The 23,930-nt window shown below is 63.0% G+C and carries 25 protein-coding genes and 3 pseudogenes; 16 read left to right on the forward strand and 12 right to left on the reverse strand.

The features are described from left to right. The first annotated feature begins 413 nt into the window (after nucleotides 1-413). Nucleotides 414-665 carry a hypothetical protein gene (locus tag RZR99_RS27390; RefSeq protein WP_323122913.1) on the forward strand — a complete coding sequence of 84 codons (252 nt, stop codon included), beginning with the start codon at nucleotides 414-416 and terminating at the stop codon, nucleotides 663-665. A gap of 197 nt (nucleotides 666-862) precedes the next feature. On the opposite strand, the pseudogene tnpC reads toward RZR99_RS27390, so the two are convergent. From tnpC to RZR99_RS27405, 3 genes and pseudogenes are all read right to left on the reverse strand, one after another. Next, nucleotides 863-2,043, reverse strand: a pseudogene (gene tnpC / locus RZR99_RS27395) (IS66 family transposase); the annotation flags it as partial. Nucleotides 2,044-2,165: 122 nt separating this feature from the next. Next, nucleotides 2,166-2,441, reverse strand: coding sequence for a hypothetical protein (locus RZR99_RS27400; RefSeq protein WP_323122914.1), 276 nt, complete (start codon nucleotides 2,439-2,441; stop codon nucleotides 2,166-2,168). Between the two features lie 29 nt (nucleotides 2,442-2,470). Then, nucleotides 2,471-3,706 carry a hypothetical protein gene (locus RZR99_RS27405; protein ID WP_323122915.1) on the reverse strand — a complete coding sequence of 412 codons (1,236 nt, stop codon included), beginning with the start codon at nucleotides 3,704-3,706 and terminating at the stop codon, nucleotides 2,471-2,473. Nucleotides 3,707-4,037: 331 nt separating this feature from the next. On the opposite strand from RZR99_RS27405, the pseudogene RZR99_RS27410 reads away from it, so the two are divergent. Further along, nucleotides 4,038-4,205: pseudogene (locus tag RZR99_RS27410) on the forward strand (transposase); the annotation flags it as partial. A 44-nt stretch (nucleotides 4,206-4,249) separates the two neighbouring features. After that, complete coding sequence (locus tag RZR99_RS27415) at nucleotides 4,250-4,609, forward strand: HlyD family secretion protein (protein WP_323122916.1); 360 nt, start codon at nucleotides 4,250-4,252, stop codon at nucleotides 4,607-4,609. A 59-nt stretch (nucleotides 4,610-4,668) separates the two neighbouring features. Here RZR99_RS27415 and RZR99_RS33390 read toward each other — a convergent pair whose 3' ends face one another. From RZR99_RS33390 to RZR99_RS27430, 5 genes and pseudogenes are all read right to left on the reverse strand, one after another. After that, entirely contained in the window at nucleotides 4,669-5,025 is a 357-nt protein-coding gene (locus RZR99_RS33390; RefSeq protein ID WP_407655509.1) for a transposase, read from the reverse strand. A 272-nt stretch (nucleotides 5,026-5,297) separates the two neighbouring features. Continuing rightward, nucleotides 5,298-5,681: a nuclear transport factor 2 family protein gene (locus RZR99_RS27420; protein WP_323122917.1), complete on the reverse strand. Its 384-nt coding sequence runs from the start codon at nucleotides 5,679-5,681 to the stop codon at nucleotides 5,298-5,300. A gap of 131 nt (nucleotides 5,682-5,812) precedes the next feature. Next, nucleotides 5,813-6,352, reverse strand: coding sequence for an MBL fold metallo-hydrolase (locus RZR99_RS27425; protein WP_323122918.1), 540 nt, complete (start codon nucleotides 6,350-6,352; stop codon nucleotides 5,813-5,815). 67 nt (nucleotides 6,353-6,419) lie between these two features. Then, nucleotides 6,420-6,683, reverse strand: coding sequence for an MBL fold metallo-hydrolase (locus RZR99_RS33395; protein WP_407655510.1), 264 nt, complete (start codon nucleotides 6,681-6,683; stop codon nucleotides 6,420-6,422). After that, nucleotides 6,659-7,285 (reverse strand): annotated as a pseudogene (locus RZR99_RS27430) (phage integrase family protein); the annotation flags it as partial. The pseudogene RZR99_RS27430 and the gene RZR99_RS33395, both read right to left, overlap by 25 nt. A gap of 652 nt (nucleotides 7,286-7,937) precedes the next feature. Between RZR99_RS27430 and RZR99_RS27435 the strand changes: the two are divergent. From RZR99_RS27435 to RZR99_RS27495, 13 genes are all read left to right on the forward strand, one after another. Next, nucleotides 7,938-9,065, forward strand: coding sequence for an NAD(P)-dependent alcohol dehydrogenase (locus tag RZR99_RS27435; RefSeq protein ID WP_323122919.1), 1,128 nt, complete (start codon nucleotides 7,938-7,940; stop codon nucleotides 9,063-9,065). Then, nucleotides 9,062-9,520, forward strand: coding sequence for a DUF4334 domain-containing protein (locus RZR99_RS27440; RefSeq protein ID WP_323122920.1), 459 nt, complete (start codon nucleotides 9,062-9,064; stop codon nucleotides 9,518-9,520). Before RZR99_RS27435 ends, RZR99_RS27440 begins: the two co-directional genes overlap by 4 nt. Nucleotides 9,521-9,693: 173 nt before the next feature. Beyond that, the gene (locus tag RZR99_RS27445) at nucleotides 9,694-9,948 is read left to right on the forward strand and encodes a hypothetical protein (protein ID WP_323122921.1); all 255 of its coding nucleotides are present in this window, start codon (nucleotides 9,694-9,696) and stop codon (nucleotides 9,946-9,948) included. Between the two features lie 40 nt (nucleotides 9,949-9,988). Further along, a complete protein-coding gene (gene roxA, locus RZR99_RS27450; protein WP_323122922.1) occupies nucleotides 9,989-12,034 on the forward strand; it encodes a rubber dioxygenase RoxA in 2,046 nt (681 codons plus the stop codon). 167 nt (nucleotides 12,035-12,201) lie between these two features. Next, nucleotides 12,202-12,891 (forward strand): cytochrome c biogenesis heme-transporting ATPase CcmA, encoded by a 690-nt coding sequence (gene ccmA, locus RZR99_RS27455; RefSeq protein WP_323122923.1) that lies wholly within the window; start codon nucleotides 12,202-12,204, stop codon nucleotides 12,889-12,891. A 1-nt stretch (nucleotide 12,892) separates the two neighbouring features. Continuing rightward, nucleotides 12,893-13,561: a heme exporter protein CcmB gene (gene ccmB, locus RZR99_RS27460; protein ID WP_323122924.1), complete on the forward strand. Its 669-nt coding sequence runs from the start codon at nucleotides 12,893-12,895 to the stop codon at nucleotides 13,559-13,561. Nucleotides 13,562-13,572: 11 nt separating this feature from the next. Then, complete coding sequence (gene ccmC / locus RZR99_RS27465; RefSeq protein ID WP_323122925.1) at nucleotides 13,573-14,337, forward strand: heme ABC transporter permease CcmC; 765 nt, start codon at nucleotides 13,573-13,575, stop codon at nucleotides 14,335-14,337. Then, on the forward strand, nucleotides 14,334-14,507 hold the full coding sequence (gene ccmD, locus RZR99_RS27470) for a heme exporter protein CcmD (RefSeq protein ID WP_323122926.1): 174 nt from the start codon (nucleotides 14,334-14,336) through the stop codon (nucleotides 14,505-14,507). Before ccmC ends, ccmD begins: the two co-directional genes overlap by 4 nt. Then, the gene (ccmE, locus tag RZR99_RS27475) at nucleotides 14,504-14,971 is read left to right on the forward strand and encodes a cytochrome c maturation protein CcmE (protein WP_323122927.1); all 468 of its coding nucleotides are present in this window, start codon (nucleotides 14,504-14,506) and stop codon (nucleotides 14,969-14,971) included. The genes ccmD and ccmE overlap by 4 nt, the downstream gene beginning before the upstream one ends. Beyond that, the gene (locus tag RZR99_RS27480; RefSeq protein WP_323122928.1) at nucleotides 14,968-16,959 is read left to right on the forward strand and encodes a heme lyase CcmF/NrfE family subunit; all 1,992 of its coding nucleotides are present in this window, start codon (nucleotides 14,968-14,970) and stop codon (nucleotides 16,957-16,959) included. Before ccmE ends, RZR99_RS27480 begins: the two co-directional genes overlap by 4 nt. Continuing rightward, the gene (locus RZR99_RS27485) at nucleotides 16,956-17,486 is read left to right on the forward strand and encodes a DsbE family thiol:disulfide interchange protein (RefSeq protein WP_323122929.1); all 531 of its coding nucleotides are present in this window, start codon (nucleotides 16,956-16,958) and stop codon (nucleotides 17,484-17,486) included. Before RZR99_RS27480 ends, RZR99_RS27485 begins: the two co-directional genes overlap by 4 nt. Beyond that, complete coding sequence (locus RZR99_RS27490; RefSeq protein WP_323122930.1) at nucleotides 17,479-17,943, forward strand: cytochrome c-type biogenesis protein; 465 nt, start codon at nucleotides 17,479-17,481, stop codon at nucleotides 17,941-17,943. Before RZR99_RS27485 ends, RZR99_RS27490 begins: the two co-directional genes overlap by 8 nt. Next, nucleotides 17,940-18,683 carry a tetratricopeptide repeat protein gene (locus tag RZR99_RS27495; protein WP_323122931.1) on the forward strand — a complete coding sequence of 248 codons (744 nt, stop codon included), beginning with the start codon at nucleotides 17,940-17,942 and terminating at the stop codon, nucleotides 18,681-18,683. The genes RZR99_RS27490 and RZR99_RS27495 overlap by 4 nt, the downstream gene beginning before the upstream one ends. 136 nt (nucleotides 18,684-18,819) lie before the next feature. On the opposite strand, the gene RZR99_RS27500 is transcribed toward RZR99_RS27495, so the two are convergent. From RZR99_RS27500 to fadB, 4 genes are read right to left on the reverse strand one after another with little or no spacing between them, the layout of a single operon-like run. Beyond that, complete coding sequence (locus tag RZR99_RS27500) at nucleotides 18,820-19,647, reverse strand: enoyl-CoA hydratase-related protein (RefSeq protein ID WP_323122932.1); 828 nt, start codon at nucleotides 19,645-19,647, stop codon at nucleotides 18,820-18,822. 22 nt (nucleotides 19,648-19,669) lie between these two features. Then, complete coding sequence (locus tag RZR99_RS27505; protein WP_323122933.1) at nucleotides 19,670-20,848, reverse strand: acetyl-CoA C-acetyltransferase; 1,179 nt, start codon at nucleotides 20,846-20,848, stop codon at nucleotides 19,670-19,672. Nucleotides 20,849-20,894: 46 nt separating this feature from the next. Further along, nucleotides 20,895-21,677, reverse strand: coding sequence for an SDR family NAD(P)-dependent oxidoreductase (locus RZR99_RS27510; protein ID WP_323122934.1), 783 nt, complete (start codon nucleotides 21,675-21,677; stop codon nucleotides 20,895-20,897). Between the two features lie 33 nt (nucleotides 21,678-21,710). Further along, on the reverse strand, nucleotides 21,711-23,864 hold the full coding sequence (gene fadB / locus RZR99_RS27515; protein ID WP_323122935.1) for a fatty acid oxidation complex subunit alpha FadB: 2,154 nt from the start codon (nucleotides 23,862-23,864) through the stop codon (nucleotides 21,711-21,713). Between the last annotated feature and the right edge of the window lie 66 nt (nucleotides 23,865-23,930).

Raw genomic sequence — 23,930 nt, forward strand, 5'->3', positions numbered from 1 at the left:
CTGCGCGAAGGCGTGCGCTTAGTTCATGAGCGTGAGGTACAACGTTCGACGTCGGATGTCGCTACGCAGTCCGGCTTATGCGACGCCAATGCCGGGCGCGGAAATTTCGCTGAAACCTCGTCCGACCAGTTCGACCAATCACAAGCCAACGACTTCAAACGATAAAGGCTCATATGTTTGCGCGAGTTTCTCCGTACCCGGCGCTAACTCCCGTCTGCCGTGCGGCCGGTCACGCCGTTCCCGATGAGTCTCGCTGACCCGGGCGGTTGTCAAGAGCGTAGCGTACGCGCAGCCGGGAATGTACTTTTCCTCGCGTCTGATGAGCCTGGAAATCGTAGGGGTAGGACTAGATTTCGTCAATCAACGTTAAACAAGTGAGAGGTATTGTCATGTCATCAACAAAATTCCGAGTGATGTCAGCCAGAAAGTCCTCTTCGATCATTGCCAAATCACCGGTGATACGTCACATCAAGGCATCTGATCATTACCATCCGCTGCATTTCTCTCAGAAAATAGTCGATAATCACATTCTGAAAATCCAATTGATCGGCGAGGCCGTGCTGCTGGCGATCAAACGCAGCGAATTCGACGAATCCGTTTTTCGGTACATACTTGACAGTGGATTAACGCGCCCCACCGATCGTGCACTGTTTGATTTGGACTGAGGTCGATAGGGTCCTGAATGACAGGTTGACTTCATCTCGATTGATTGTAAGCGCGCAATTCAGCACACGTAATGAGGGGCGGCATGCAATCGACAGACGAGCATAGCCGCACCGCGGCGGTCGAGATCGACCGGCGATGTCGGTGGCGTGGAGTTCGGTGTGAGCGCCGAGCTAGCGATCGGCACTCGTTCAGCGCGTCAGCTCACGCTCGCCGCGGCTTGCCGCTTAGCGTAGTTGAACGGCAGCAGATCGCTGATGTCGGTGTCTGGTGCGCGTTGCGGCAATTCCGTCAGTACGTGGAGCAGATACGCATACGGTTCGACCCCGCAGGCGCGGCACGTCAGGACCAGGCTGTAGACCATCGCACTTGCTTTCGCGCCGGCAACGGTGTCGCAATGCAGCCACGACTTTCTTCCGGTACAGAACGGTCGGATGTCTCGCTCGATGACGTTGTTGTCGATGGGGGCGCGACCATCCATCACGTAGCGGCTCAGGTACAGCCATTGGTTTCGGCAGTAGCTGATCGCCTTGCCAAGCAGGCTTTCAGGCAGCACCTTCGGCGCCAGCTCGTCGAGCCATGCCTTGAAGGCATTGAGCAGCGGCACGCTGTGCTGCTGCCACAGCCGATACATGTAGTCGGACGCGCGTTTCGCCATCGGGCAGTTTGCCCTTGGCAAGAGCCTCGACCTGGTACAACGCTTGGAAGTACTCGAGCGCCTTGGCGACGCGCAGGCTGGGCTTGTTCTTTTGTCCCTTGAGGACGTCGGTAAACGCCCGTCGCGCGTGCGCCATGCATCCGAAGTGCGTCGCCTTCTGGAGCGTGCGCCACGCGGCATAGCCGTCGGACATCAACATACCGGCGTAATCGCCAAGGAACGCCTTCGGATATTCCTGACCGCGCCCTGGCTGGTACTCGAACAGCACGACCGGCTCAGCGCAATCCTCGGCGCTGCGGAAGCACCACATATAGCTTTTGCTCTGCGCGGCCTTGCCGGGTTCCTTGAACACCTGGACCGTCGTTTCGTCACCGTGGATCAGAGACTGCGACAGCAGCATTTTATGCAGCGCGTCGTACAGCCTGCCGTAGTGAAGCTCGCTGGGCCGGATGATCCAGTTCGCCAGCGTACCGCGACTGACTGGGACGTTCGAGCGTGCCAGCACATCCGCCATCCGATACAGCGGCGTGCCGTCGACGTACTTCCCGGTCGTGACGGTGGCAATCATCGACGCGCTTGCGTGGCTCCCCGGCAGTGGCTGTACTGGCATGGGCATGGGCGCAAGCACGATCGGCATGGGTTTCGCAATGCTGGCACGCGTATTTGAAGCGGGCGTTCTGGAGAACTGTGACCTTGACTGCGTAGTGCAGTTGCTCGCTGACGGTACCTTGAACATCTCTGCTTTCCTTCCTTTGGGTCGAGTTTATACGCGACCTGCTGGAAGGCGAAATTTCAGGGGAAGCTCAACTGATGGGGCAGCCGTTAAATTACTGCATCTAAATTTCTACTGATCTTGGCTATTAATGTCGTCTTGAATAGTCGGTCCGTTACAGTAACCGCCGATGGCATTGTCAGTCCCCGCAGCAGATTCCGAGATTCCACTTTCAGGAAAGACTTGCGGATGGTCAACAGGGAAGTAATTGCACATCACGACGACGTATATATCATGGGCAGGTTCCGTCATTGCAGGTTTCGCTGTCGATGATGCTGCCTGCGCTGTTACGACCTGAGCTCCCAACCAACAAAGAACCATAGTTGATACCACCAGACGATTAGTCATTTTTACCTCCCATCGCTTACCAATGCAGTTTACGGAATGCTCTGTACGATACTCTGCTCAGATTCATTGCCACTTTCGGCTGTGCCAACTTCCACTGTCCCGCCGACCGAATAGGCTCTGACTTCCGCGTTCGCGCCACCCTCTGGAGATCCATCATCCACAGCGGTTAAGCTTCCAGGCTCAACATGAAACGGATGTATCGTGCCTCCAGAGGTCTCGAAGTTCCCTACCATTTTCCCGTTGTCACCAACGCCCAGAACCTCACCGTGGATCGCGCCGGATGGCAAGGTTATCTCCGATGCGTTAGCACTAGATGGGTTCCATATTGCCGGCTCGCTGAAACCGGCCTGCGCACCCTGTCCAAGAAAATTTACTGCTACCAAACCACTATCGTTCACATACGCTCCGACTGATCTTTGTGCGGTTACGCCATTAATAGTCGCGAGCACCGAGGGGCCGGTACCACCCGTGCCCCACAGCACCACACGACGCGAATCATCACCATACAGACAGTTGCCCAAGATCTGACCGGTTAGATTGATCTGTTGTGCGACGCAATAACTTGCCCCACTTGGTACAGGAAGCGTGGTGTATGCCGACGACACATTCGTCCACAACACCGCGCTCGTTTTGCCATTCGCAGCAGGACAGGACCCTACCACCGAGGGCGTCCCCGCGTTGTTGATATAGATCGCAACACAATTGGTCTGCTGGGCGAGTAGCGGCACGGCCAAAGCGTTGGCAACCCCAAAACCTGCGGCCCAGTAAACCGGTGTGACATTCTTGTTGGCGTCAATGCTACTTCCAACCACCGTACCCTGTGCGCTAACACTGGTTACTTCTGTTCTGACGCCAGCCCCTACTCCGAGCAAGCCCCCCAGCGGCGTTAACTGTAAGGGAGAACCCGGAGAAATAGATGACCAGACGACACCTTGCTTCACAAGATTGGCATCCTGACACCAGCCTGCAACGGTCTCACGCCCTAACTGAGCGTTGTTAATCATCTGTGCGTGACAAGGTGCACCTCCCGGCGTGCTTGATAAAGGCGACAACTGTGTCGCGCTCCCCGAAAGCACCACATATGCAATCGATGCGTCGGCTACCTTGCAGTTTTCAACGACGGTACCGGCATCATTGACGTCTGCTGCCACGCATTGACTCGCTGCAGAGGGATTGTCGTCAGTCCACGCAGAAGCTGATTGCATTTCGCATGCCATGCCTATCACAGTTGCTACCCCTATCACCATCCCGCGAACTGAAACCATGTTTCACTCCGTATAAAAATTGAAGAGTAAGAGTCATGCTCATGGGGCTGCTTCACAACCACTCGACTCTTACTTACGCTACACCATACTAGACAATATTAGGCAACCAGCAATGTTTACAGTTCGCAATATTGCTAACGGCACTGTCAGACGAACCCATCGGATTCAGTGTGCAAGTGATCTCTTCAACTTGACCTGAGTAACCGCGTTGAATGTCAACCTGTGGAGCGGCCCCACGCATCTGAGGACACGAGGGCGTTGTCACCGACGTCCCCCCGCCCTTGAGTAGCGCAACGCTTTAGAGTCCAATCACGTAGTTAGGAGATTGGACATGAAGAAACGATTCACCGAAGAGCAGATCATTGGCTTCCTGCGCGAGGCGGAGGCAGGCTTGCCGGTCAAGGAGCTGTGCCGTCAGCATGGATTTTCCGAAGCAAGCTACTACCTGTGGCGAAGCAAGTTCGGCGGGATGAGCGTGTCCGACGCAAAACGGTTGAAGGTCGACCGCTTTGATGTCTCTTTTGCCACAGGGGGCGCTTCGATGTGAAGCTATTTGCGCCAAGCAAAGCCGTGGGATTCGTAAAAGTCGGTGCCCCGGTTGAATTGCGGTACGAGGCGTTTCCCTACCAGAAATTCGGCGAATACAAAGGCACGGTTTCGCAGATCGCACACACCGCGCTAGGCCCAGAGCAGTTGCAAGCGTTCACGCAAGCGAGTGACCCTGACCGATCCGAGAGTTTCTACCAGATCACCGTCGCACTCGATTCGCAAACCGTCAGCGCGTATGGAGAGCCGGTCCCATTGCAAGACGGCATGCGTGTCGAAGGAGACATATTGCTCGACACACGCAAGCTATACGAGTGGGTTCTTGAGCCCCTTTATACGCTGACGCGGCGATCTTGAATAAAGCGATTTGCTTGTCGGTATACCTAGGGTTTCTCGCGCCACCCTTCATTCCAAAGTCAGCCATGTCTCGTCAACTTCAGTTCGGCTTTCGCCGTAGGCTCGATGTGCAACTGCAAACCGAGGCGGCGGAATGCGGGTTGGCATGCATGAGCATGATCGCGAGCTTTCACGGATACCGACAGCAATTCCGCGCAGGACATCGGTTCGTCAGCTCTAGCCTGACGAGCCTCGAGACTTCGCCGGCGCCACTGCGCAACCATATTGGCGTTCAAGCCATAAGATCGAGCAACCTCAGCGATTGAGCGATTCGGGTCGTTCGCTTCGGTCGCCACGCTCTCCCGAAATTCCTGCGTGTAATTCCTTGATCCCGGTTGCTGGCCTTTGGCCTTCGGTTCCATTAATCTGATTCCCATCAAAATTTGATGGGAATCAGATTGCCGCACCCATCCATTCAGCGAAAGACGGTACTGATCGCGCGCTTACTCGCAAGCAGCTCGCGACGCAGTTCGAAACTTGGCGACTTTTCACTGGCATGACCCAAGATCCGTCTTTCGCAGCCTGAGCGACCGGCTGAACACTACGGCTTTATCCCGCCTGCGCCAACGTGACAATGCCCACGCGAGATGTGCCAGCGGTGCTTACTACAATGACGAATCGAAACCCATCCACCACATACGGGTACGGCTTACTTCCCTTCCGATGCAGAAAACATTGGATTGCCATTGACGGACGTCGAGGCCGGAACCTCTTCCTGCAGCACGTCCCAATGCTCCATCACCTTGCCGTTCTTCACACGGAAAATATCCACGCCAACCATCGGTTTCGGCCCCCAGCCAACGTAACGCCCGTGGACCATCACGAGATCACCTTCGGCCACGACCATGCCCGGCTGGTATGAGAAATCCTTGGGTAGTTTCGGGATCAGCGCTTTGATTGCATCTGGGCCATTCGGAATAGTCGGATTGTGCTGGACGTAATTTGGATCGAAAATTTTGTCAACCACACCGGGATCCCGGTCGATGAATGCACTCGTCAACGCTTGCAGTGCAATCTGCTTGTTGGATTCCATGGAACGCTCCGTAGATTTTGGTTAGTGAACGTCCGGCATGTTCGATTGTTGGGCAAACGACATGACCGGTGTGGAGAAGATGCTAGCGAACAGCGCGGCGATAAGCGGTTTCATGACGACATTCCGGTGGATCACGTGGAAGAGACGATCTTGATGCCTCGCAGAGATTTGGCGACCGTCGCTCCACCCCAGAGCGAACCGGGATTGGCTCTATCACCGTAAAGCGTCATCATCCGGTCGAACAGTTCGCGTACGGTCGTCGTCTCGCTGTTGATGCGGATGAAATCCCGGAAGTAGGCGCGCGTCTCGCCGACAATTCCCGGATGATCTTCGAGCCCAGAACGTTTGTGGCCGGCCACCACGAAGCGCGGTTTCAACGCTTCGATCTTGTCCAGCGCGGCAATCCAGTCAGGCCAGGATTCAGGAGTACCTTCTGCCATGAAGGGGTGGACGCCGTTGTAAGCCACATCGCCGGCCACGACCAAGCCGATAGACGGGACGTGCAGGCTCGTGGACAACGCTGTGTCAGTATAGCCCGTGTCAATTGCGATTAGTTCATGGCCTTCCAGTTCAAACATATTGCCGGCGAGCGGTTCGGCCGCTTCACGTACTTTAGGCACCTGTCCGGGAAAGCGTGAAATCCAGAACTCGTCGACGAAGGGCGAACTCATTTCCGGATCATGTGCTGCACCACCGCCGGCCTTGCAATAGCCCGTGCGTGCGGGAATCGAGCCTTGATCATGTGCCGAAAAAATGATCGCCGTGGCCGTGAGTCAGGTAGATCGTGGTCAGGTTCTTTCCGCTGGAAACGATCCAATCGATCAGCGACTGTGTAGCGTCGACGGTAAGAGGCGTATCAATTAATACGGCATCTCGCTCACCGTAGACGAGCGTCGAGGAATTTGGAACGTAGGCAAGAGATTCATGCCCTGGAGGCAATTGACGGTTGAGGCCCGGCCGTGTGGTGACAAAAACTGACCACCGAGCGCGAACGGGCGCCACCGGCCGGACACGCGTGCTACGGGCGGGCCCACGAAGGCGTCGACAGGCGACATCAGGAACGCCTTGTAAGCATCGCAGTCTTCGACCGCCAATGACGACAGCGCGGATCCGCGGATGGTCACGGCCCAGAGCAGCAGGCGCTCCAGCTCACGCGTATACGCCCGCAGCGTGGAAGCCTGGTCGTCATAGCGCGCCAGATACGCACGCTGCGCATCGAGATCGTGCGCAGCGCGCAGATAGGACAGCGCCGACGCCCGGTTGGTCCCGCGCGCGCCGGACAGAGCATGTGGGAGTGCCAAGCGTTCGAGTGGCGCCAACTGCTGGCCGCCGTCGGCCGGGACCAGTTCGACCGGCTCGGACGTCGCCGTCACGAGCGCGTCGCTCGCCTCAACGTCGGCGGCAATCGTTGCGCCGAGTGACGGCGCGTGCGCACGCAGCCACGCCACCAGCACGCGCGCGCGACCCGCGCCGATACGGGGCACACGACGCCACCAGCGGCCGCCGCGACGATTGCAGAACGCGACCAGCTCACCGAGCGTGGCGATCCCCTCCCCCGTCAACCGCAGCGCGATCGCGGACCGGAACCAGAGGCTCACCAGGTGTCGAAGAACGAAATAACTGCGAATATGAACGAATAATCTGTGAACGGCCAATTGTGCTCACATTGAGCTGTGGCGTGGCTTCGCGGTAGATTTGGCCAGCTTGATCGCCGGTTGCGTTACTACAACATACTCCCGGGTTTGAACGTAAATTCCGCGAATACGTTGCTATTTGAACGTATAAACTGCGAATACCCTACCCACGATAAGGCCGCCTCCTCTATTCAGTACGTGAAAACTGCACGGCACTACACGACAAAGGCTCATTCGCAGTTATTTCGTTCTTCGACACGAGCCGCGTCCGGCCGTCGAGCGTCGCGGGCGCGGCGAGCCCGAACATCGCCGCCGCGTCGTCACCGAGCAGGCTGGGCGCGATATAGCCCTCGATCTTCCCGTACCTTGCAACCTTCCGTCCTCGCTGCGTCGGCCCCAGTCGGTACATTTCGTCGAATCAGACGATGGTGCGCCCGGCATCGCGCTGCAATATTAGCGTCACTATGATGACCTTCAACCATGATCAGGTTCACCGTCAGCAATGCTCGTGCAAGGGCTTCATTCCCGTTGGGCAGGGCGATTTGCTTAACGCAGCGCAAGCGGGCCCGCTACCGGCGGGCGGCGGCGTCGCCCGACACGAAGCCTTCGGGCCATTGGCGACATGAAAATCCAGGCGGCTATTGCGCGACGCGAGACCAACCGCTTCTCGATCGAGGACTGCACGCTCGAGGCCGAGCCGCGTCGACGTGAAGTCCGGTTACAGATGCTTGCCTGCGGCATCTGCCATACAGATCTGGCTGCACGCGACCAGCATCTACGTACGCCGCTGCCGGCGGTTCTTGGGCATGAGGGGGTTGGCGTAATCGAGGCGATCGGGCCCGAGGCCGCGGACTTCCATGTCGGACAACGCGTGCTGGTGAGCTTCGGCGCCTGCGGCGATTGCCCGTCCTGCGCCGCCCGTGCACCGGCGTACTGCCGACACCTGGCGCGATTCTGCCTGCAGGGACGTCGGCTCGACGGCAGTTCTCCAGTCAGTCAGCATGGCGATCCGTTGACCGGCCACTTCTTCGGCCAGTCCAGCTTCGCGACACACGCAATTGCGTCGGTCACGAATCTGGTTCCGCTCGACCCGGACCTGCCGCCAGCGCTGATGGTGCCGCTGGCCTGCGGCGTGCAAACCGGCATGAGCGCAATGATCGATGTGCTGGCACCCGATGCCGATTCCGCTGTCGCCGTATTCGGCTGCGGAACCGTGGGTCTTGCCGCTGTCATGGCGGCACGCATAGCAAGTTGCCGCCGCATCTTGGCAGTGGATCTGCACGAAAACAGGCTGACGTTGGCTCGAGAACTTGGCGCCACTGTTGCAGTATGCGGTATCGAGGCTGCCACGGAACCGGTAGCCGCCTGGACCGGACTGAGCCATGCGCTGGACACCACCGGACACCCGGCATTGATCGAGCATGCCTTCCTGCACCTGCTGCAGCCGCGCGGACAACTGGTCTGCGCCGGTGTCGGCCGGCCGGAGGCAACACTGAACTTCAATCACAATGCATTGATGCTCAGCGGCCGTACGCTGCGCGGCACGATCGAAGGCGATGCGGATCCGCGCAGCTTCGTGCCGCGTATGCTGGACTGGTTCCGTCAGGGGCAGATGCCGCTGCGGCGACTGGTAAGAACCTACCCGTTTGACGCGATCAACGAAGCGGTGGCCGACATGGAAGCCGGCCGCGTCGTCAAGCCGGTGCTGGTATTTTCCCCCTCCGAAGGACTACTGGACATGAACGAATGAACGCGCAACTGGAACAGATGCTGGCGCGCGGTCGCAGCGAGCGCATTGCACCGCAAGACCTTGCCGAGTGGTTCGCCGGCCTGGCGCCGGCCGACTGCGACTTCATGCAGGGCGGCTGGACTGGCGGCGTGTTCAACACCGGCCATCCCGGCGAAACTCTATTGACCCAACTATGCTGGTGCGGCAAGGACTTCAACAGCACGGAGGATGTCGCCCCCATTATTTGTCGCGACGACCAGGGCCGTAGAGTCGTTAACGATGCGATGGGTGCTGCGCGACTGCGCATGATTCTGGCCCCTGGTGAAACCCTACCCACCGCGGCAATGGTCTACGACAAACACGCCATCATCGACCACTTCAAACGCCTGGACGACCACACGGTATTGGGCGTGATGGACAGCAAGGGCGATGCTTTTCCTCTGTATTTCTATTTGCAGCGGTGGCACGGCGAATGATGCGCTGCCGCGCAGCAGGCGCGGCGTGGAGCATCCGTCTATTTCCACGGGACTGCAGATCATGCATGCAGCGTGGATTGTCGTGGCTCGGTGACGCGAGCACGGCAGGCCGAAATCGACGACTTTTGCCTGCGAGGAGCGGCATGTCATGACGTGCCCTGTGGACGGCATCGATGGCACAGATCACCGGCGGTAGCGACAAACGATCCGAGCATATCGGCTTCGATTTCATTGGCCCTGGTGCCTGCTCAAACCATGCCGACCAGCGAAGGCTGGCGGCTAACATCCCGCGCGGAGACGAAATCTGCCCGTCGGAGGGCGCCTCGACCTCATGCCCGACGCTCCACGCCCAGCTCGATTCATCGCGTGCTTCGATCCGGGTTTTAAATTTCGTCGCTTCGGACGATATCGACCCAGACACGGAATAGCTAACGTGAGGGGGCCGAAGACAGATAGTGGAGACGTGCAATGAACGTAAGAACAAAGCAAGGGCTGGCCGCCAGCACAGGTGTGTTCGTCGCCTTGATGTCTTTGTTTCATGCCGCGGCGGCGCAGCAGTTACTCGATCAGGCGCCGATCAGGTCTCCGCTAGCGGCCGGGTGCAACGGCCAGTCTGATTCGGCGTTGCTGCCGACCGATCCGCGTACCCTGGTCGTACCGGGAGTCAATAGCAATCCGAACGCCGCTGTGCAATTTAATGCCTTTTTTGTCGATTTGCATAATCCGCCATCTCCCTATCTCACGGTCTTGCCGCCTCGACCGATAACGTGCGGCGCATGGCGGGCCAGTGTCGCGCGCGGTCAGAACGACCTACAAACGCGTCAGTATTTCCAGCCGCTGAGCCTGGCGTCAACCTACGCCACCATCTACAAAGTGTGGGGCTATGCGCAGCGTCCGGCGGATTTCGACGATCAAGTCGCCAAGCGATATGGATTTTATCCGGCTCCGTTCCGCAATCCGTATCCGATGCCTGGCGAGGATCCCAATGCGACGAACGGTGGCAGCGGCCAGTTGCCGCTCGGATTGATTCAAGGAAAGGACGATAACGGCAAGTGGACGGGCATGATTGCTGCTTCGTGTTCGGCTTGCCATGATTCGCGCCTGGGTTCGGCGAACGAATCCGCATTCACCTATGGTCATTCCAATAGCGCGAATGACGCCGGGCTCCTTGCTTCCGATCTGTTTCGTTCGAACATTCTCACCTCGCCCGGCGTGTTGCTGCCGATCCCGTGGAGCGTCGGACGCGGTTCGAGCGATGCAATCGGCCTCATCACGCTGCTACCGGCCTTGTTCGATATGGACAACCTGATGCTGGCGCCGAACGCGCTCGAGTACAAGGCCAACTCCCCGGCGGGCGGGATGACAAAGGCGCCAAACTGGTGGACCCGTGTTTTCAAGACGCGGCAGTTCTGGGATGGCGCGCTGACTTCCGACAACGTCCATTCCGAGATGGCATTCGGCGTTGCCAACATTGCGCGCACCGCTACACAGCGACGGGCATTGGAACCCGAGTTCGAAGATATCAATAACTTCCTGCTGTCGTTATCGCCGCCTCCGTATCCGCAGCCGATCGATACGACGCTTGCAAGTCAAGGCGCCGTGATCTTCCACGAACGCGATCTTTGGGCCAATGCGGCCAACGCCGACATTCCCAAGCCGGCAGGCAACGGCTCTTGTGCTAGTTGTCATGGCGTGTATTCGCCGAAATATGTGAACGATCCCAAATACCTCCCTGATCCGCGCCTGAAAGGCGTGGCAGGTGTCGTCACGCCGATCGAAACGATTCAAACCGATCCGCAAAGAATGCAATTGATGGCCAGCGACTTCCAGCGTCGTGCATGGGCATCGTCATGGTGGGCATACAACGAACTTAGCCCCAACTGGCGTACGTACTACGGCGACAATCTGTTGAATCCCGTGGACCTTACAGCAAGCGAGCTACGTCGCATCCCCCGCGCCGCCTATGACAACGGAATTGCCCCGACCTACTCTCCAATCGGACCGAACGAATGGGCGAAGCCGATCGGTTATGTTGCGCCTCCGCTATACGGCGCTTGGGCAAATGCGCCTTATTTCCATAACGGAAGCGTACCCAATCTCTGGGGAGTGCTGAAGCCGAGCGATCGCCCGAACGGCTGGAAGCGTATTTACAGCGCCGCCGGCATCGGAGGAAAGAATCAGGGTTACGACTACAGTTACGCGTCCTACGACTTCCAGAATCTCGGGTGGCGCTACACGGCCGTTAATTGCACCAATAATCAGACGGCCATTCCGTATGTCCCGTGTGACGGTCAGGCAACGCCAGATCAACTGTTCTCGACCTGGAACAACGTCGCAGCGAAGTATTTAAACTTGGCTTTCCAGACGCCGCCGCCTATTACCGATCAGCAGATCCAGTCGCGCATGATCTATAACAGCAATTTGTATGGAAATAGCAATGCCGGCCATACATTCACGCAGTCGCTGACCGATACAGAACGCCGGGCATTGATCGAGTATCTGAAAACTCTGTAATGGAATTCAGCGCTCCAGTCGATCCCCGTTGCCGGCAACCACGACGGAAGCGATCACGCAGGAGGCAGCATGTCGACTCTCGACTGCCCGGCCACCATGCGCCGCTCGTGACTCGCTCTCACCTTGATGCGTAAGTACCCCATGCAGAGCCGCCCGATCGCCCTCGATTGACCGCTGCCAATATGTCCATTCAACCGTATAGCGACGATCCTCGCCCCACGACGGTCCCACCCCGGTTGACCGCCATCGGGCTCGCCTGCCGACGGGGCAGCAAACTCCTCTTCAAGGATCTCCATTTCCAGGTGGGAGCGGGAGAAATCCTGTGGGTGCGTGGATACAATGGCAGCGGCAAAACCAGCCTGCTCAGGCTGGCGACCGGCTTGTCGGCCCCGGATGCCGGGCAGATAAGCTGGGGGGGCATACCGGTACGGCAGGCCGACGGCTTTCGCCAGCAGCTCACCTACGTCGCTCACGCCAACGCGTTGAAGGAAGACCTCACGGTGAGCGAGACGCTCGAATTCCTGCTGCGCATCCACGGTCGGCCTGGCGGCGACTTGCCGATACAAGCTGCACTGGAAGCGTGGGAGCTGCAAAGCCACCGTCGCACGACGGTACGCACTCTTTCACAGGGCCAGCGGCGCCGTGTCGCGCTGGCCCGTCTCGCGGACGACGACAGACCTTCGCTGTGGATCCTCGACGAACCCTTTGATGCGCTCGATGCCGACGGCGTCGCGCGGCTCCATGCCCTGTTGAACCGACATGCGAACCGCGGCGGCACCACGCTGCTGACCAGCCATCAAATCTTGGATATCGAAGCGCTGCGGCCGAAGGAAGTCAACCTCGATCGATATTGCTGAGATGCGCATCGCCTTCTTCGCCATTTACCTGCGCGATCTGCGGCTGGCCTTGCGCCGGCGCATCGAGGCCCTGCTGCCCATGGCCTTCGTCGTCATCGCAGTCAGCCTGTTCCCGCTGGGCGTCGGGCCCGAGCCGCGGATGCTGCGCGAGATGGCACCCGGCGTGGTCTGGGTCTGTGCGCTGCTGGCCACCATGCTATCGATCGGCAGCCTGTATGCCGGAGATTTCGCCGACGGCTCGCTAGAGCAGATGCTGCTGTCCGGCCACAGCGGCGTCGTGATCGCCTGCGCCAAGGCCGCCGTGCACTGGACGTTGACCGGGTTGCCGCTGGTCGTAGCCGCGCCGCTGATCGGCCTGATGCTCGGCATGAGCCTGTCGTCCCAGCTCGTGCTGGGTACGACGCTGCTGCTGGGTACGCCGATGCTGAGCCTGCTCGGCTCGGTGGGCGCCGCCCTCACGCTTGGCCTGCGCAGTGCCGGCGTGCTGATCATCCTGCTGGTGCTGCCGCTTTCCATCCCGGCGCTGATCTTCGGCACCGGCGCGGTCAGTGCCGCCGAGGCGGGACAATCGCCGGGCGGGCATTATTCCATCCTCGGCGCCCTGCTGATCTTCACCGCGCTGACGGCGCCGCCCGCCACGGCGGCGGCCCTGCGCATCTCGCTGGAATGAGGGGCCTGCCGATGACCCGCTGGTTCACGTTCGCGGCGCCTTCGCGCTTCTACTGGCTGACAGGCCTACTCACGCCCTGGCTGTGGGCCGCGGCAGCGCTGCTCGCGGCGGCCGGGCTGTACGCCGGCTTCTTCGTCGCACCCACCGATGCACAGCAAGGCGAGGCCTACCGCATCATCTTCATTCATGTGCCCGCGGCCTGGATGTCGATGGTGATCTATCTGGCGATGGCCGGCTGGGCCGTCATCGGCTGGATTTTCAACGCGCGCATGGCCTCGATGTTGGCGCGCGCGCTGGCGCCGACCGGCACCCTGTTCACGTTCATCGCTCTGTGGACCGGCTCGTTCTGGGGCAAGCCGGCCTGGGGGACGTGGTGGGTGTGGGACGCCCGGCTGACATCGGAGCTGATCCTGCTCTTCCTCTTCTTCGGCTACATCGCGCTCGTCGAAGCGATCGACGACGTGCGGCGCGCCGATAAGGCCGGCGCGCTGCTGGCGATCGTCGGCACGGCGAACGTCCCAGTCATCTATTTCTCGGTGCGCTGGTGGAACACGTTGCACCAGGGCGCCACCATTACCATGACAGCCACGTCCAGGATGGCCGCCGCCATGCTCGTCGCCTTGTTGCTAATGACCTTCGCGTTCTGGGCGTACGCGTTTGCGGTGGTATTCACACGCGCCAGGGCAATCGTGCTGGAGCGCGAATCGCACACCGAATGGGTGCGCGAGCTGACGTCGCCGCCCTCTTCGAATCCCGGCACGGAGCGAGCCGCATGAACTGGCACGGCGCGGCCGAATTCCTGGCCATGGGTGGCTACGGCCTCTATGTGTGGGGGGCTTACGCGGTGACCGCGTCGACCATGCTGCTGGAGCTCTGGACGGCAACGCACCGGCAACGCCGCGCGCTACTGGACGCGACGCGCGCGCGGGCGGAGTGGCGACAATGAAGCCGCGCCACCTGCGGCTGGCTGTCGCGCTGGGTATCGTCGTGGCGGCTGGCGTCGCCACCGCGTTGGTGCTCAATGCGTTTCGCAGCAATCTGGTGTTCTTCTACTCGCCGTCCCAGGTGTTCGCCAGGGAGGCGCCGGCAGGCCGCACCTTCAGGCTGGGCGGCCTGGTGAAGGACGGCAGCGTGCGGCGCGACGGCCTGACGGCGAACTTCCTGGTGACGGACACCGTGCGAACCATACCGGTGCGCTATCAGGGCATCCTCCCGGACCTCTTCAAGGAAGGCAAGGGCGTGGTGGCCCAGGGACAGATCGGTGAGGACGGCATTTTCGTCGCCCGCGAAGTGCTGGCCAAGCACGACGAGAACTACATGCCGCCCGAAGCCGCCGACGCGCTGAAGCGGGCGCGCCAACTGAACGACAAGAACGCCGCCGCGGTGATCAAGGAGGCAGGCAAGCCATGATTCCCGAACTGGGTCGGATCGCGCTGCTGCTAGCGCTCGCCGTGGCGCTGATTCTCGGCAGTCTGCCGCTGATGGGGGCGACGCGCGCAAGAATCGATTGGATGTCGTTGGCACGCCCCGCGGCGCAAACGCATTTCGTACTGGTCGGCATCGCGTTCCTGTGCCTGACGAGTTGCTTCGTGCGCAACGATTTCTCGGTGCTCTACGTGGCCTCCAATTCTAACAGCGCCCTGCCGCTGGCCTATCGGATCGCCGGCGTCTGGGGCGGCCACGAGGGCTCGCTGCTGCTGTGGCTGATGATGCTCAGCGTTTGGATGCTGGCGGTCGCCCAACTGAGCCGCCATCTGCCGCGCCCGGTCGTGGCGCGCATCCTCGCGGTGATGGGGCTGATCAGCGTGGGTTTTCTGCTGTTCATGATCACCGCGTCGAATCCATTCGAACGCCTGTTGTCCGTGCCGCCGGACGGCAACGACCTGAACCCGCTGCTGCAGGACCCGGGCATGGTGGCCCATCCGCCCATGCTCTACATGGGCTATGTCGGCTTCTCGGTGCCCTTTGCCTTTGCGCTCGCGGCACTGCTGGGCGGCAACCTGGACGCCGCGTGGGCACGCTGGTCCCGTCCCTGGACCACGGCGGCCTGGGCCTGTCTCACCATCGGCATCATGCTGGGCAGCATATGGGCTTACTACGTGCTGGGCTGGGGCGGCTGGTGGTTCTGGGATCCGGTGGAGAACGCGTCCTTCATGCCCTGGCTGGCCGGCACGGCGCTGATCCATTCGCTGGCCGTGACCGAGAAGCGCGGTGCCTTCAAGTCCTGGACCGTCCTGCTGGCGATCATCACCTTTTCGCTGTCGCTGCTCGGCACCTTCCTCGTGCGCTCGGGCGTGCTGTCCTCGATGCACGCCTTCGCGACCGATCCGCGCCGCGGCCTCTTCATCCTGACGTTCCTCGCCGTGGTGATCGGCGGCTCGCTGGCCCTCTATGCATGGCGCGCGCCCAGGGTCGGGCTGGGCGCACGCTTCGGCCTCGTGTCGCGCGAGACCATGCTGCTGGGCAACAACGTGCTGTTGGTCGTGGCGACGTTGTCGGTGCTGCTGGGCACGCTCTACCCGCTGCTGCTCGATGCGTTGGGCATGGGCAAGCTCTCGGTCGGGCCGCCCTATTTCGACACCGTCTTCGTACCGCTGATGACGCCGGTGATCTTCCTGCTCGGCGTTGGTCCGCTGGCGCGCTGGAAAGAGGCCGAGGTGCCCGACCTCGCCAGGCGCCTGCGCTGGGCGGCGGCGGTAGCCGTGACCGCCGCCGTGGCGACCGGCTGGCTGGCCGGCCGCCTCTCGCCGAGCGGGACGCTGGGCTCCCTGATGGCCTACTGGATCGTGGCTTCCGTCGCCGTCGATCTGTGGGAGCGCGTGCGCCCCGCCGGCGGCGGCGAGAAGCGGTTCGCGGCGCGCCTGCGTCGGCTGCCGCGCGCCACGGCCGGCATGATGATCGCCCACCTCGGCGTCGCCGCCTTCGCCTTCGGTGTGAGCATGGTCAAGACCGGCGAACTCGAGCGAGACGTGAGGATGGCGGTCGGCGACACCACCGAGCTGGCCGGCTACATCTTCACGTTTCGCGGCGTCAGCGAGATGCAGGGGCCAAACTACGACGGCGTGCAGGGCCGGCTCGATGTCACGCGCAGCGGTCGTCCGGTGACGCAACTGCGGCCCGAGAAGCGCATCTATCGCGTACAGCGCACCCCCATGACCGAGGCGGCGATCGATCCCGGCCCGACGCGCGATCTCTATGTCTCGCTCGGCGAGCCGATCGAGGGCAACGACACCTGGATCGTGCGCATCTACGTTAAGCCTTTCGTCGACTGGATCTGGGGCGGCTGCCTGCTGATGGCGATCGGCGGTGGCCTGGCCGCCAGCGACCGGCGCTACCGCATCGGCGCGAACGCTGCTAGGTCGCGAACGATCGGCGCGACGCCGGAAGCCGAAGCATGAAACGCCTGCGCTTCGTTCTTCCGTTCGTCGTGTTCGCGATCCTCGCGGGGTTTCTGTGGCGCGGCCTGCAGCTGGACCCTCGCGAGGTGCCGTCGCCGCTGCTCGACAAGCCCGCGCCGGCCTTTTCGCTGACGCGGCTGGACGATCCGTCCGTCACGATCCGGCGCGACGACATGCTGGGCCGGGTCTGGATGCTTAACGTGTGGGCCTCGTGGTGCGTCGCCTGCCGCGAGGAGCACCCCACGCTGGTGGCCTTCTCGCTCACCGGGGCCGTCCCCATCATCGGACTGAACTACAAGGACACCCGCGCCGGTGGCCTCGACTGGCTGAGCCGGTTCGGCAATCCCTACGAGGCCTTGGCCTTCGACCAGGATGGGCGCGTGGGTATCGATTTCGGTGTCTACGGGGTACCGGAGACCTTCATCATCGACAAGCAGGGTGTGATTCGCTTCAAACAGACCGGCCCGCTCACGCCGCGGATCATCGACGAGCGCGTGCTGCCTTTGTTGAGGAAGCTCAATGGCTAGGTTCCTTACCGCGCTGCTGCTGGGTCTGCTGGGTCTGCTGCCCCTCGCTTCCGATGCCCGGAACGCCGCCCCGGCTGCCGACGACCCGGTCCTCGAGGCGCACATGCTGCGCATCGCCGGCGAGCTCCGTTGCCTGGTCTGCCAGAACCAGACGCTCGCCGACTCGCATGCCGATCTCGCGGAAGACCTGCGAAACGAGGTGCGCGCCATGCTGCGCGAGGGTAAAAGCGATGAGCAGATCGTTCGCTACATGACGGATCGCTACGGCGACTTCGTGCGCTACCGCCCGCCGCTCAAGACCACGACCGTGCTGCTGTGGTTCGGTCCCGCCGCGCTGCTGCTGATCGGCGTCGCAAGCCTACTCCTGGTGTTGCATCGGCGCGCCGGCATGAGCGACGATCGCTTCGAAGCCGACATCCCCGACCCGGGAGACACAGCTCAGGAACTCAAGCCATGACAGCCTACTTCTACCTGATTGCCGCGACGATGTGCGTGCTGGCGGCCGCGCTGCTGATGCGGCCATGGTGGTGGCCCTTCGGCCGCGACAGCTCCGACGGACCGGCGCGGGTAGCGCGATCCGCGACCTCGCCCGCGCGGCCCTCGCCGGCCCTGGTCGCCGCGCTGGTGCTAACAATCTTCGTCATCGCGGGCGGCGGCTACGCCTGGACCGGCTCGCCGGCCGGCCTCACCCTCGGCCCGCGCGGCGCGTCGCTGCAGCCCTCGGGAAGCGATGACGCGCCACGCCCCGCGATACCGCCGGACCCGGTCCTGATCGACCAGCTCGCCGAGCGCATGAAGAGCCGGCCCGACGACGCCGACGGCTGGAGAATGCTCGCTCGCGCGTATCTGGCGGTGGGCAGGTATCCTCAAGCCGTGGAGGCCTTCAGACAGGCAACCAGGCTGCGGCCCGACGACGCCGCGACGCTGACCGACTACGCGGAAACCCTGGCAATCATGAACGGCCGCAGCCTGGAAGGTGAACCGGCCACGCTCATCGCACATGCGCTCGAGATCGATCCGGACCACCCCAAGGCGCTCGCGCTGGCCGGAGTCGTGGCCTACAACCGCGGGGACTACAAGCGCACGGTGCAGTACTGGGACCGGTTGCTGGAAGTGGCGCCGGCCGACAGCCCGTTGTCACGGAAAATACGCGACGCCGTCGCACGGGTTCGGCAACTCGCCGACCGGCCCGGGTAAATTCACCCGGATCCCCGGATCAATCCGCCGCCCGCCGCACCGCGATCAGAGGATGCGGAGAGAGACAGGAATACACGCAGGTCGACGCTCGATGGCTCGCGCGTTGATCCGCATGCGGTCGACGGCGGGCCGGACGTCATTCCGACCGGGTCTTGAAATCTGGTTCGCGCTTCTCGATGAATGCGCGCACGCCTTCGGCAAACTCGGGCCGATCGATTAACTCGCGCTGCCGCTCGGCTTCGTAGTCCAGTTGCTCGGCGAGGCTGCACCGATCCGCAGCATCCAGCGCATGCCGTACTTCCAGTACGGCATGCGCTGGCTGCGCGGCCAGACGGCGCGCCACCGTCAGCGCCTCGACAAGTAGCGCCGCGTCGTCGACACACGCCCACACCAGGCCCCAGCGCTCCGCCCGCTCGGCTGACAGGCGATTTCCCGACAGCATGAAGCCCGCGGCGCGCGCCCGGCCCACCAGCCGGCTCATGAACCAAGTGGCGCCCAGGTCGGGAACGATGCCCAGCCTCGGCAGGGACGGCAGGTAGAAATAGGCCGAACTCGCGGCAATCACCACATCGGCCGCGAGCGCGAGGCCCACGCCGCCGCCCACCGCGGCGCCGTTGAGCGCGCACACCACCGGTATCGGCAATTCGCGCAGTTCCTGTACCAGGCGGTTCGACTGCTCGCGCATGATGTCGGCAGTCCGCTGGCCCAGGGTGCGGCCATCGCTGTCGCCAGGCACGCCACCGTAGGTAGCGCGCATACCGGAAAGGTCGGCGCCAGCGCAGAATGCCTTGCCCTCGCCGGTCAGCAGCAGCGCGCGCGCGCTGCGGTCGGCGCGCAGCGAGGCCAGGCATTCGCGGAGCTCGGTCTGCATCGTCACCGTCAGCGGATTCATGCGCACGGCGTTGGCGATGTGGACGACGGCCACGTCGCCGTCGCGTTCAACGCGGATCTCCTTCATCGTCATGCTCTCCTTCGAAGACACGCCGTCAGAGGCGCTCAACGATGGTCACGTTAGCCAGCCCGCCGCCCTCGCACATGGTCTGCAATCCGTAGCGTGCGCCGCGCTGCTGCAGAGCATGGATCAGTGTCGTCATCAGCTTGGTGCCAGATGCACCCAGGGGATGGCCCAGCGCGATGGCGCCGCCGTTGACGTTCAGCCGCTGCGGGTCGGCGCCCAGCGCCTTCAGCCAGGCCAGCGGCACCGACGCGAAAGCCTCGTTGACCTCATACAGATCGATGTCGTCGATAGAGAGGCCCGCCCTCGCGAGCGCACGCTGCGTCGCCGGCAACGGCGCTTCCAGCATAACCACCGGGTCGTGGCCCAGCACGGTCATGTGATGCACGCGCGCCAGCGGTTCGATGCCCAGCGCCGCGAGTCCGCGTGCGTTGACCACCATCACGCCGGACGCGCCGTCGCAGATCTGCGACGCGCTCGCCGCGGTGACGCGCCCGCCCTCGGCAATCAGCTTCACGCTCGCGATGCCCTCGCGCGTGACGTCGAAACGAACGCCCTCGTCCACCACATGCAGTTCGCCCAGATCGCCGGCTTCGGCGCTGCATGCGGCCACCGGCACGATCTCTTCCTCGAAGCGGCCCGTCCGCATCGCGTCGATGGCGCGCAAGTGGCTCTGGTACGCGTATTCGTCGAGATCCTCGCGCGAGATGCCGTAGTTCGTCGCGATCGTCTCGGCGCCCGTGAACTGGCTGAACTCCACGCCGGGATAGCGCAGCCGCATCCCGGGGCTGACATAGAAACCCAGGCCGTTCTTGGCCGGCAAGGTCGTCGGCAGGCCCATCGGTACGCGCGACATGCTCTCCACGCCCGCGGCGATGACGCAATCCATCGCGCCCGACATCACCGCTTGCGCGGCGAAGTGCAGCGCCTGCTGGGACGACCCGCACTGCCGGTCCACCGTGGTGGCGGGCACCGACTCGGGCAACCGGGAAGCCAGCACCGCATTGCGCGCCACGTTGGCGGCCTGCTCGCCGGCCTGGCCGACGCAGCCCATGATCACGTCGTCGATCAGCGTGGGATCCGCGCCGCTACGGGCCACCAGCGCGTCGAGCACTTGCGCGGCCAGGTCGGCCGGATGCCAGCCCGAGAGGCGGCCCCCGCGGCGGCCGCCAGCCGTGCGGGCGGCCGCCACGATGAAAGCTTCAGTCATGTTGGTTCCTTGTCGAGAAGGGAAAGTCGGCGATGCGACGCGGCATTTAGCGCGGCGCCATGCGGATGGCTCCGTCGAGCCGCACGCTCTCGCCGTTGAAATAGCCGTTGGTGATCATCAGTTCGGCTAGCGCCGCGTATTCGGCCGGATTGCCAAGCCGCTTCGGGAACGGCACCGAATCGGCCAGCGCCGCCTTCACGTTCGCGGGAGCGCCTTGCAGCAGCGGCGTGTCGAAAATGCCCGGCAGGATGGTATTGATCCGCACGCCCTCGTTCATCAGGTCTCGTGCTATGGGCAGCGTCATGCCGACGATGGCGGCCTTGGAGGCCGAATAGGCGGCCTGCCCCATCTGGCCATCCTCGGCCGCCACCGACGCGGTGTTGACGATCACGCCGCGTTCGCCGTCGGCGAGCGGCTCCAGCATGAGCATGCCGGCTGCTGACCTGGCGATGCAGCGAAAGGTGCCGACGAGGTTGATCTGGATGATCTTGTCGAAGGCCGGCAGCGGAAAATGCCGGATCTCGCCGCTCTCCCTGTCGCGGCTGGCGGTCTTGATGGCGTTGCCGGTACCGGCGCAATTGATCAGCACGCGCTCCTGGCCGATGGCCGCGCGCGATCTCGTGAAGGCGGCGTCGACCTCGGTGTCGCTGGTCACGTCGACCTTGCAGAACACGCCGCCGAGTTCGCGCGTCAGCGCCTCGCCCGACTCGACGTTGAGATCGAACAGCGCGACCTTCACGCCGTGCGCCGCGAGGCGGCGCGCCGTGGCGGCCCCCAGGCCGGACGCGCCGCCGGTGACGACGGCGCTGACGGAGGAATCGAGTTTCATCGCGGAAATCCTTATGATCGTGGAACGTCGCGCTCAGGCGGCGTCGTAGTAGCGCAAGCCCTGCGCGGCCATCTCGCGCATGCGCGGGGTCGGCTCGTAGGCGGGGCCGAGACTCGCGTACCGGCCGCACAGCGACACCACGCGCTCCAGGCCCAGCCAATCGGCATACTTGAGCGCGCCGCCCAGGTAGGCCGGGAAGCCGATCCCCAGCAGCAGCGCCATGTCGAGCTCGGCGGGCGTGGCCACCACGCCCTCCTCGAGCGCATGCGCGGCTTCCACGATCATCGGCAGCATCATGCGTTCGACGATCTCTTCATCGGAGAAGCGACGCGCGCCCTGCGGCTGCAGGCTGGCGACGAGCGCATGCGCGTCGGGCGCAACGCTCCTGCCGGGCTTGCCGGCGGCGTCGGGCTCGTGGCGATAGAAGCCCAGCCCGGTCTTCTGGCCGTAGCGCCCATGCTCAACCATCAGCTTCACCGCATTGCGCGCCACCGGCAGCATGCGGCCGGGATAGCCGGCGGCGATCACGTCGCCCACATGGGCGCCTACGTCCATGCCCACCACGTCCTGCAGATAGGCGGGCCCCATCGGCCAGCCGAAGGCCTCCATCACGCGGTCGACCTCGGCGAAGTCCGCGCCGTCGCTCACCAGCTGCAGGAACGCGCTGACATACGGCGCAATGATGCGGTTGACCAGAAAGCCCGGGCAATCCCTCACGACGATCGGCGTCTTGCCCATCGCCAGTGCATGGCCCACGGCGGCGGATACGGCTGCATCGCCGGTCACGCTACCCTTGATCACCTCGACCAGCGGCATCGCCGGCACGGGGTTGAAGAAATGCATGCCGACGAAGTTCCCGGGGCGCGCCAGCGCCTGTGCGATGTCGTCGATGCGCAGGCTGGAGGTGTTGGAGGCGATGACCGTACAATCGCGCACGGCGCCCTCGAGCGCCGCCAGCACGCGGCGCTTCACGTCGAGGTTCTCGACCACGGCCTCGATCACCACGTCCACCGCGTCGAAACCGTCGTCGTCGAGTTGCGGGTGGATCGCGGCGAGCCGCGCATCGGCCTGCTCCTGCGTCAGCCGGCCGGTCTTCACCTGCCTGGCCAGTTGTCTGGCCGCCTCGTTCATGCCCAGTTCGAGCTGGGCGGGCACGATGTCCTTGAGACGCACCGGCGTGCCGCGCAACGCGCTGGTGTACGCAATGCCGCCGCCCATGATGCCAGCGCCCAGCACGGCGGCCTGCTGCACCGGACTCACGTGCCTCGCATGCCTTCTGAACAGCTTCTTCAGCGCCTGATCGTTCAGAAAGGCCTGCACCAGCGCACCGGCCGCCTGAGTCCCGGCCACCGCGCCGAAGGCCTCCGCCTCGAGCTTCAGCGCATCGGCGCGCGAGCACGACGCCGCTCGCCCCATCATCCGCACCGCCATCACGGCGGCCGGCTGGTGCTTGGGGCTGCGGCGCGCGACGTCGGCCAGGGCCGCCTCGAACAGCGCGTCTAGCTCGCCTCGAGGCTGCGGCAGCGGCTGGCGCTTGCGCTCCTGCCGCACGCGCCAGTCCCGCTCGCCGGCCGCCGCGCCGCGCAACAGCCCCAGCGCGGTGTCGCGCAAGGCCGCGGGTTCGCAGATCTCGTCCACGACGCCCTGCTCCAGGGCCGCGGCGGCACGCGACGGCTTGCCGCCGGCGACCCAGTCGATCGCCGTCGCCGCGCCCGCCACGCGCGACAGCCGCACCGTCCCGCCAAAGCCGGGAAACAAGCCGAGATTGACCTCGGGAACGCCGACCTGGGCGGCCGTGGACATGACGCGGTACGCGGCGGCGAGCGCCAGCTCCAGGCCGCCGCCGAGCGCGAAACCGTTGATCGCCACCACGCTGGGGAACGGCAGATCCTCGAAGGCGACGAAGATCTGGTTCTTGGCCAGCACGTCGCGAGCCATGTCTTCGGCGCTTTTCCTGAACATCTCGCCGAACTCGGTGATGTCGGCGCCGACGATGAACGCGTCCTTCGCGCTCGTGACCAGCACGCCGCGCACATCCGACGCCGCGGCCAGGACCCCGGTGGCCTGGCGGAATTCGTCGACCGTGCGGCCATCGAGCTTGTTGATGGCATCGCCGGCGCGATCGAAGCACAGCTCGACGAACCCTTCGTCGAGTCGCTTCAACTGAATATTTTCACCTTGGAACAAGAGGATTCCTCCGCGTGAAGTGACAGGTAGCCAGTCTAGAAAGGCCGCCGCCGGCGAGCCATCGTC

The sequence above is a fragment of the Burkholderia alba genome (assembly GCF_034721475.1).
Taxonomy (GTDB): domain Bacteria; phylum Pseudomonadota; class Gammaproteobacteria; order Burkholderiales; family Burkholderiaceae; genus Burkholderia; species Burkholderia alba.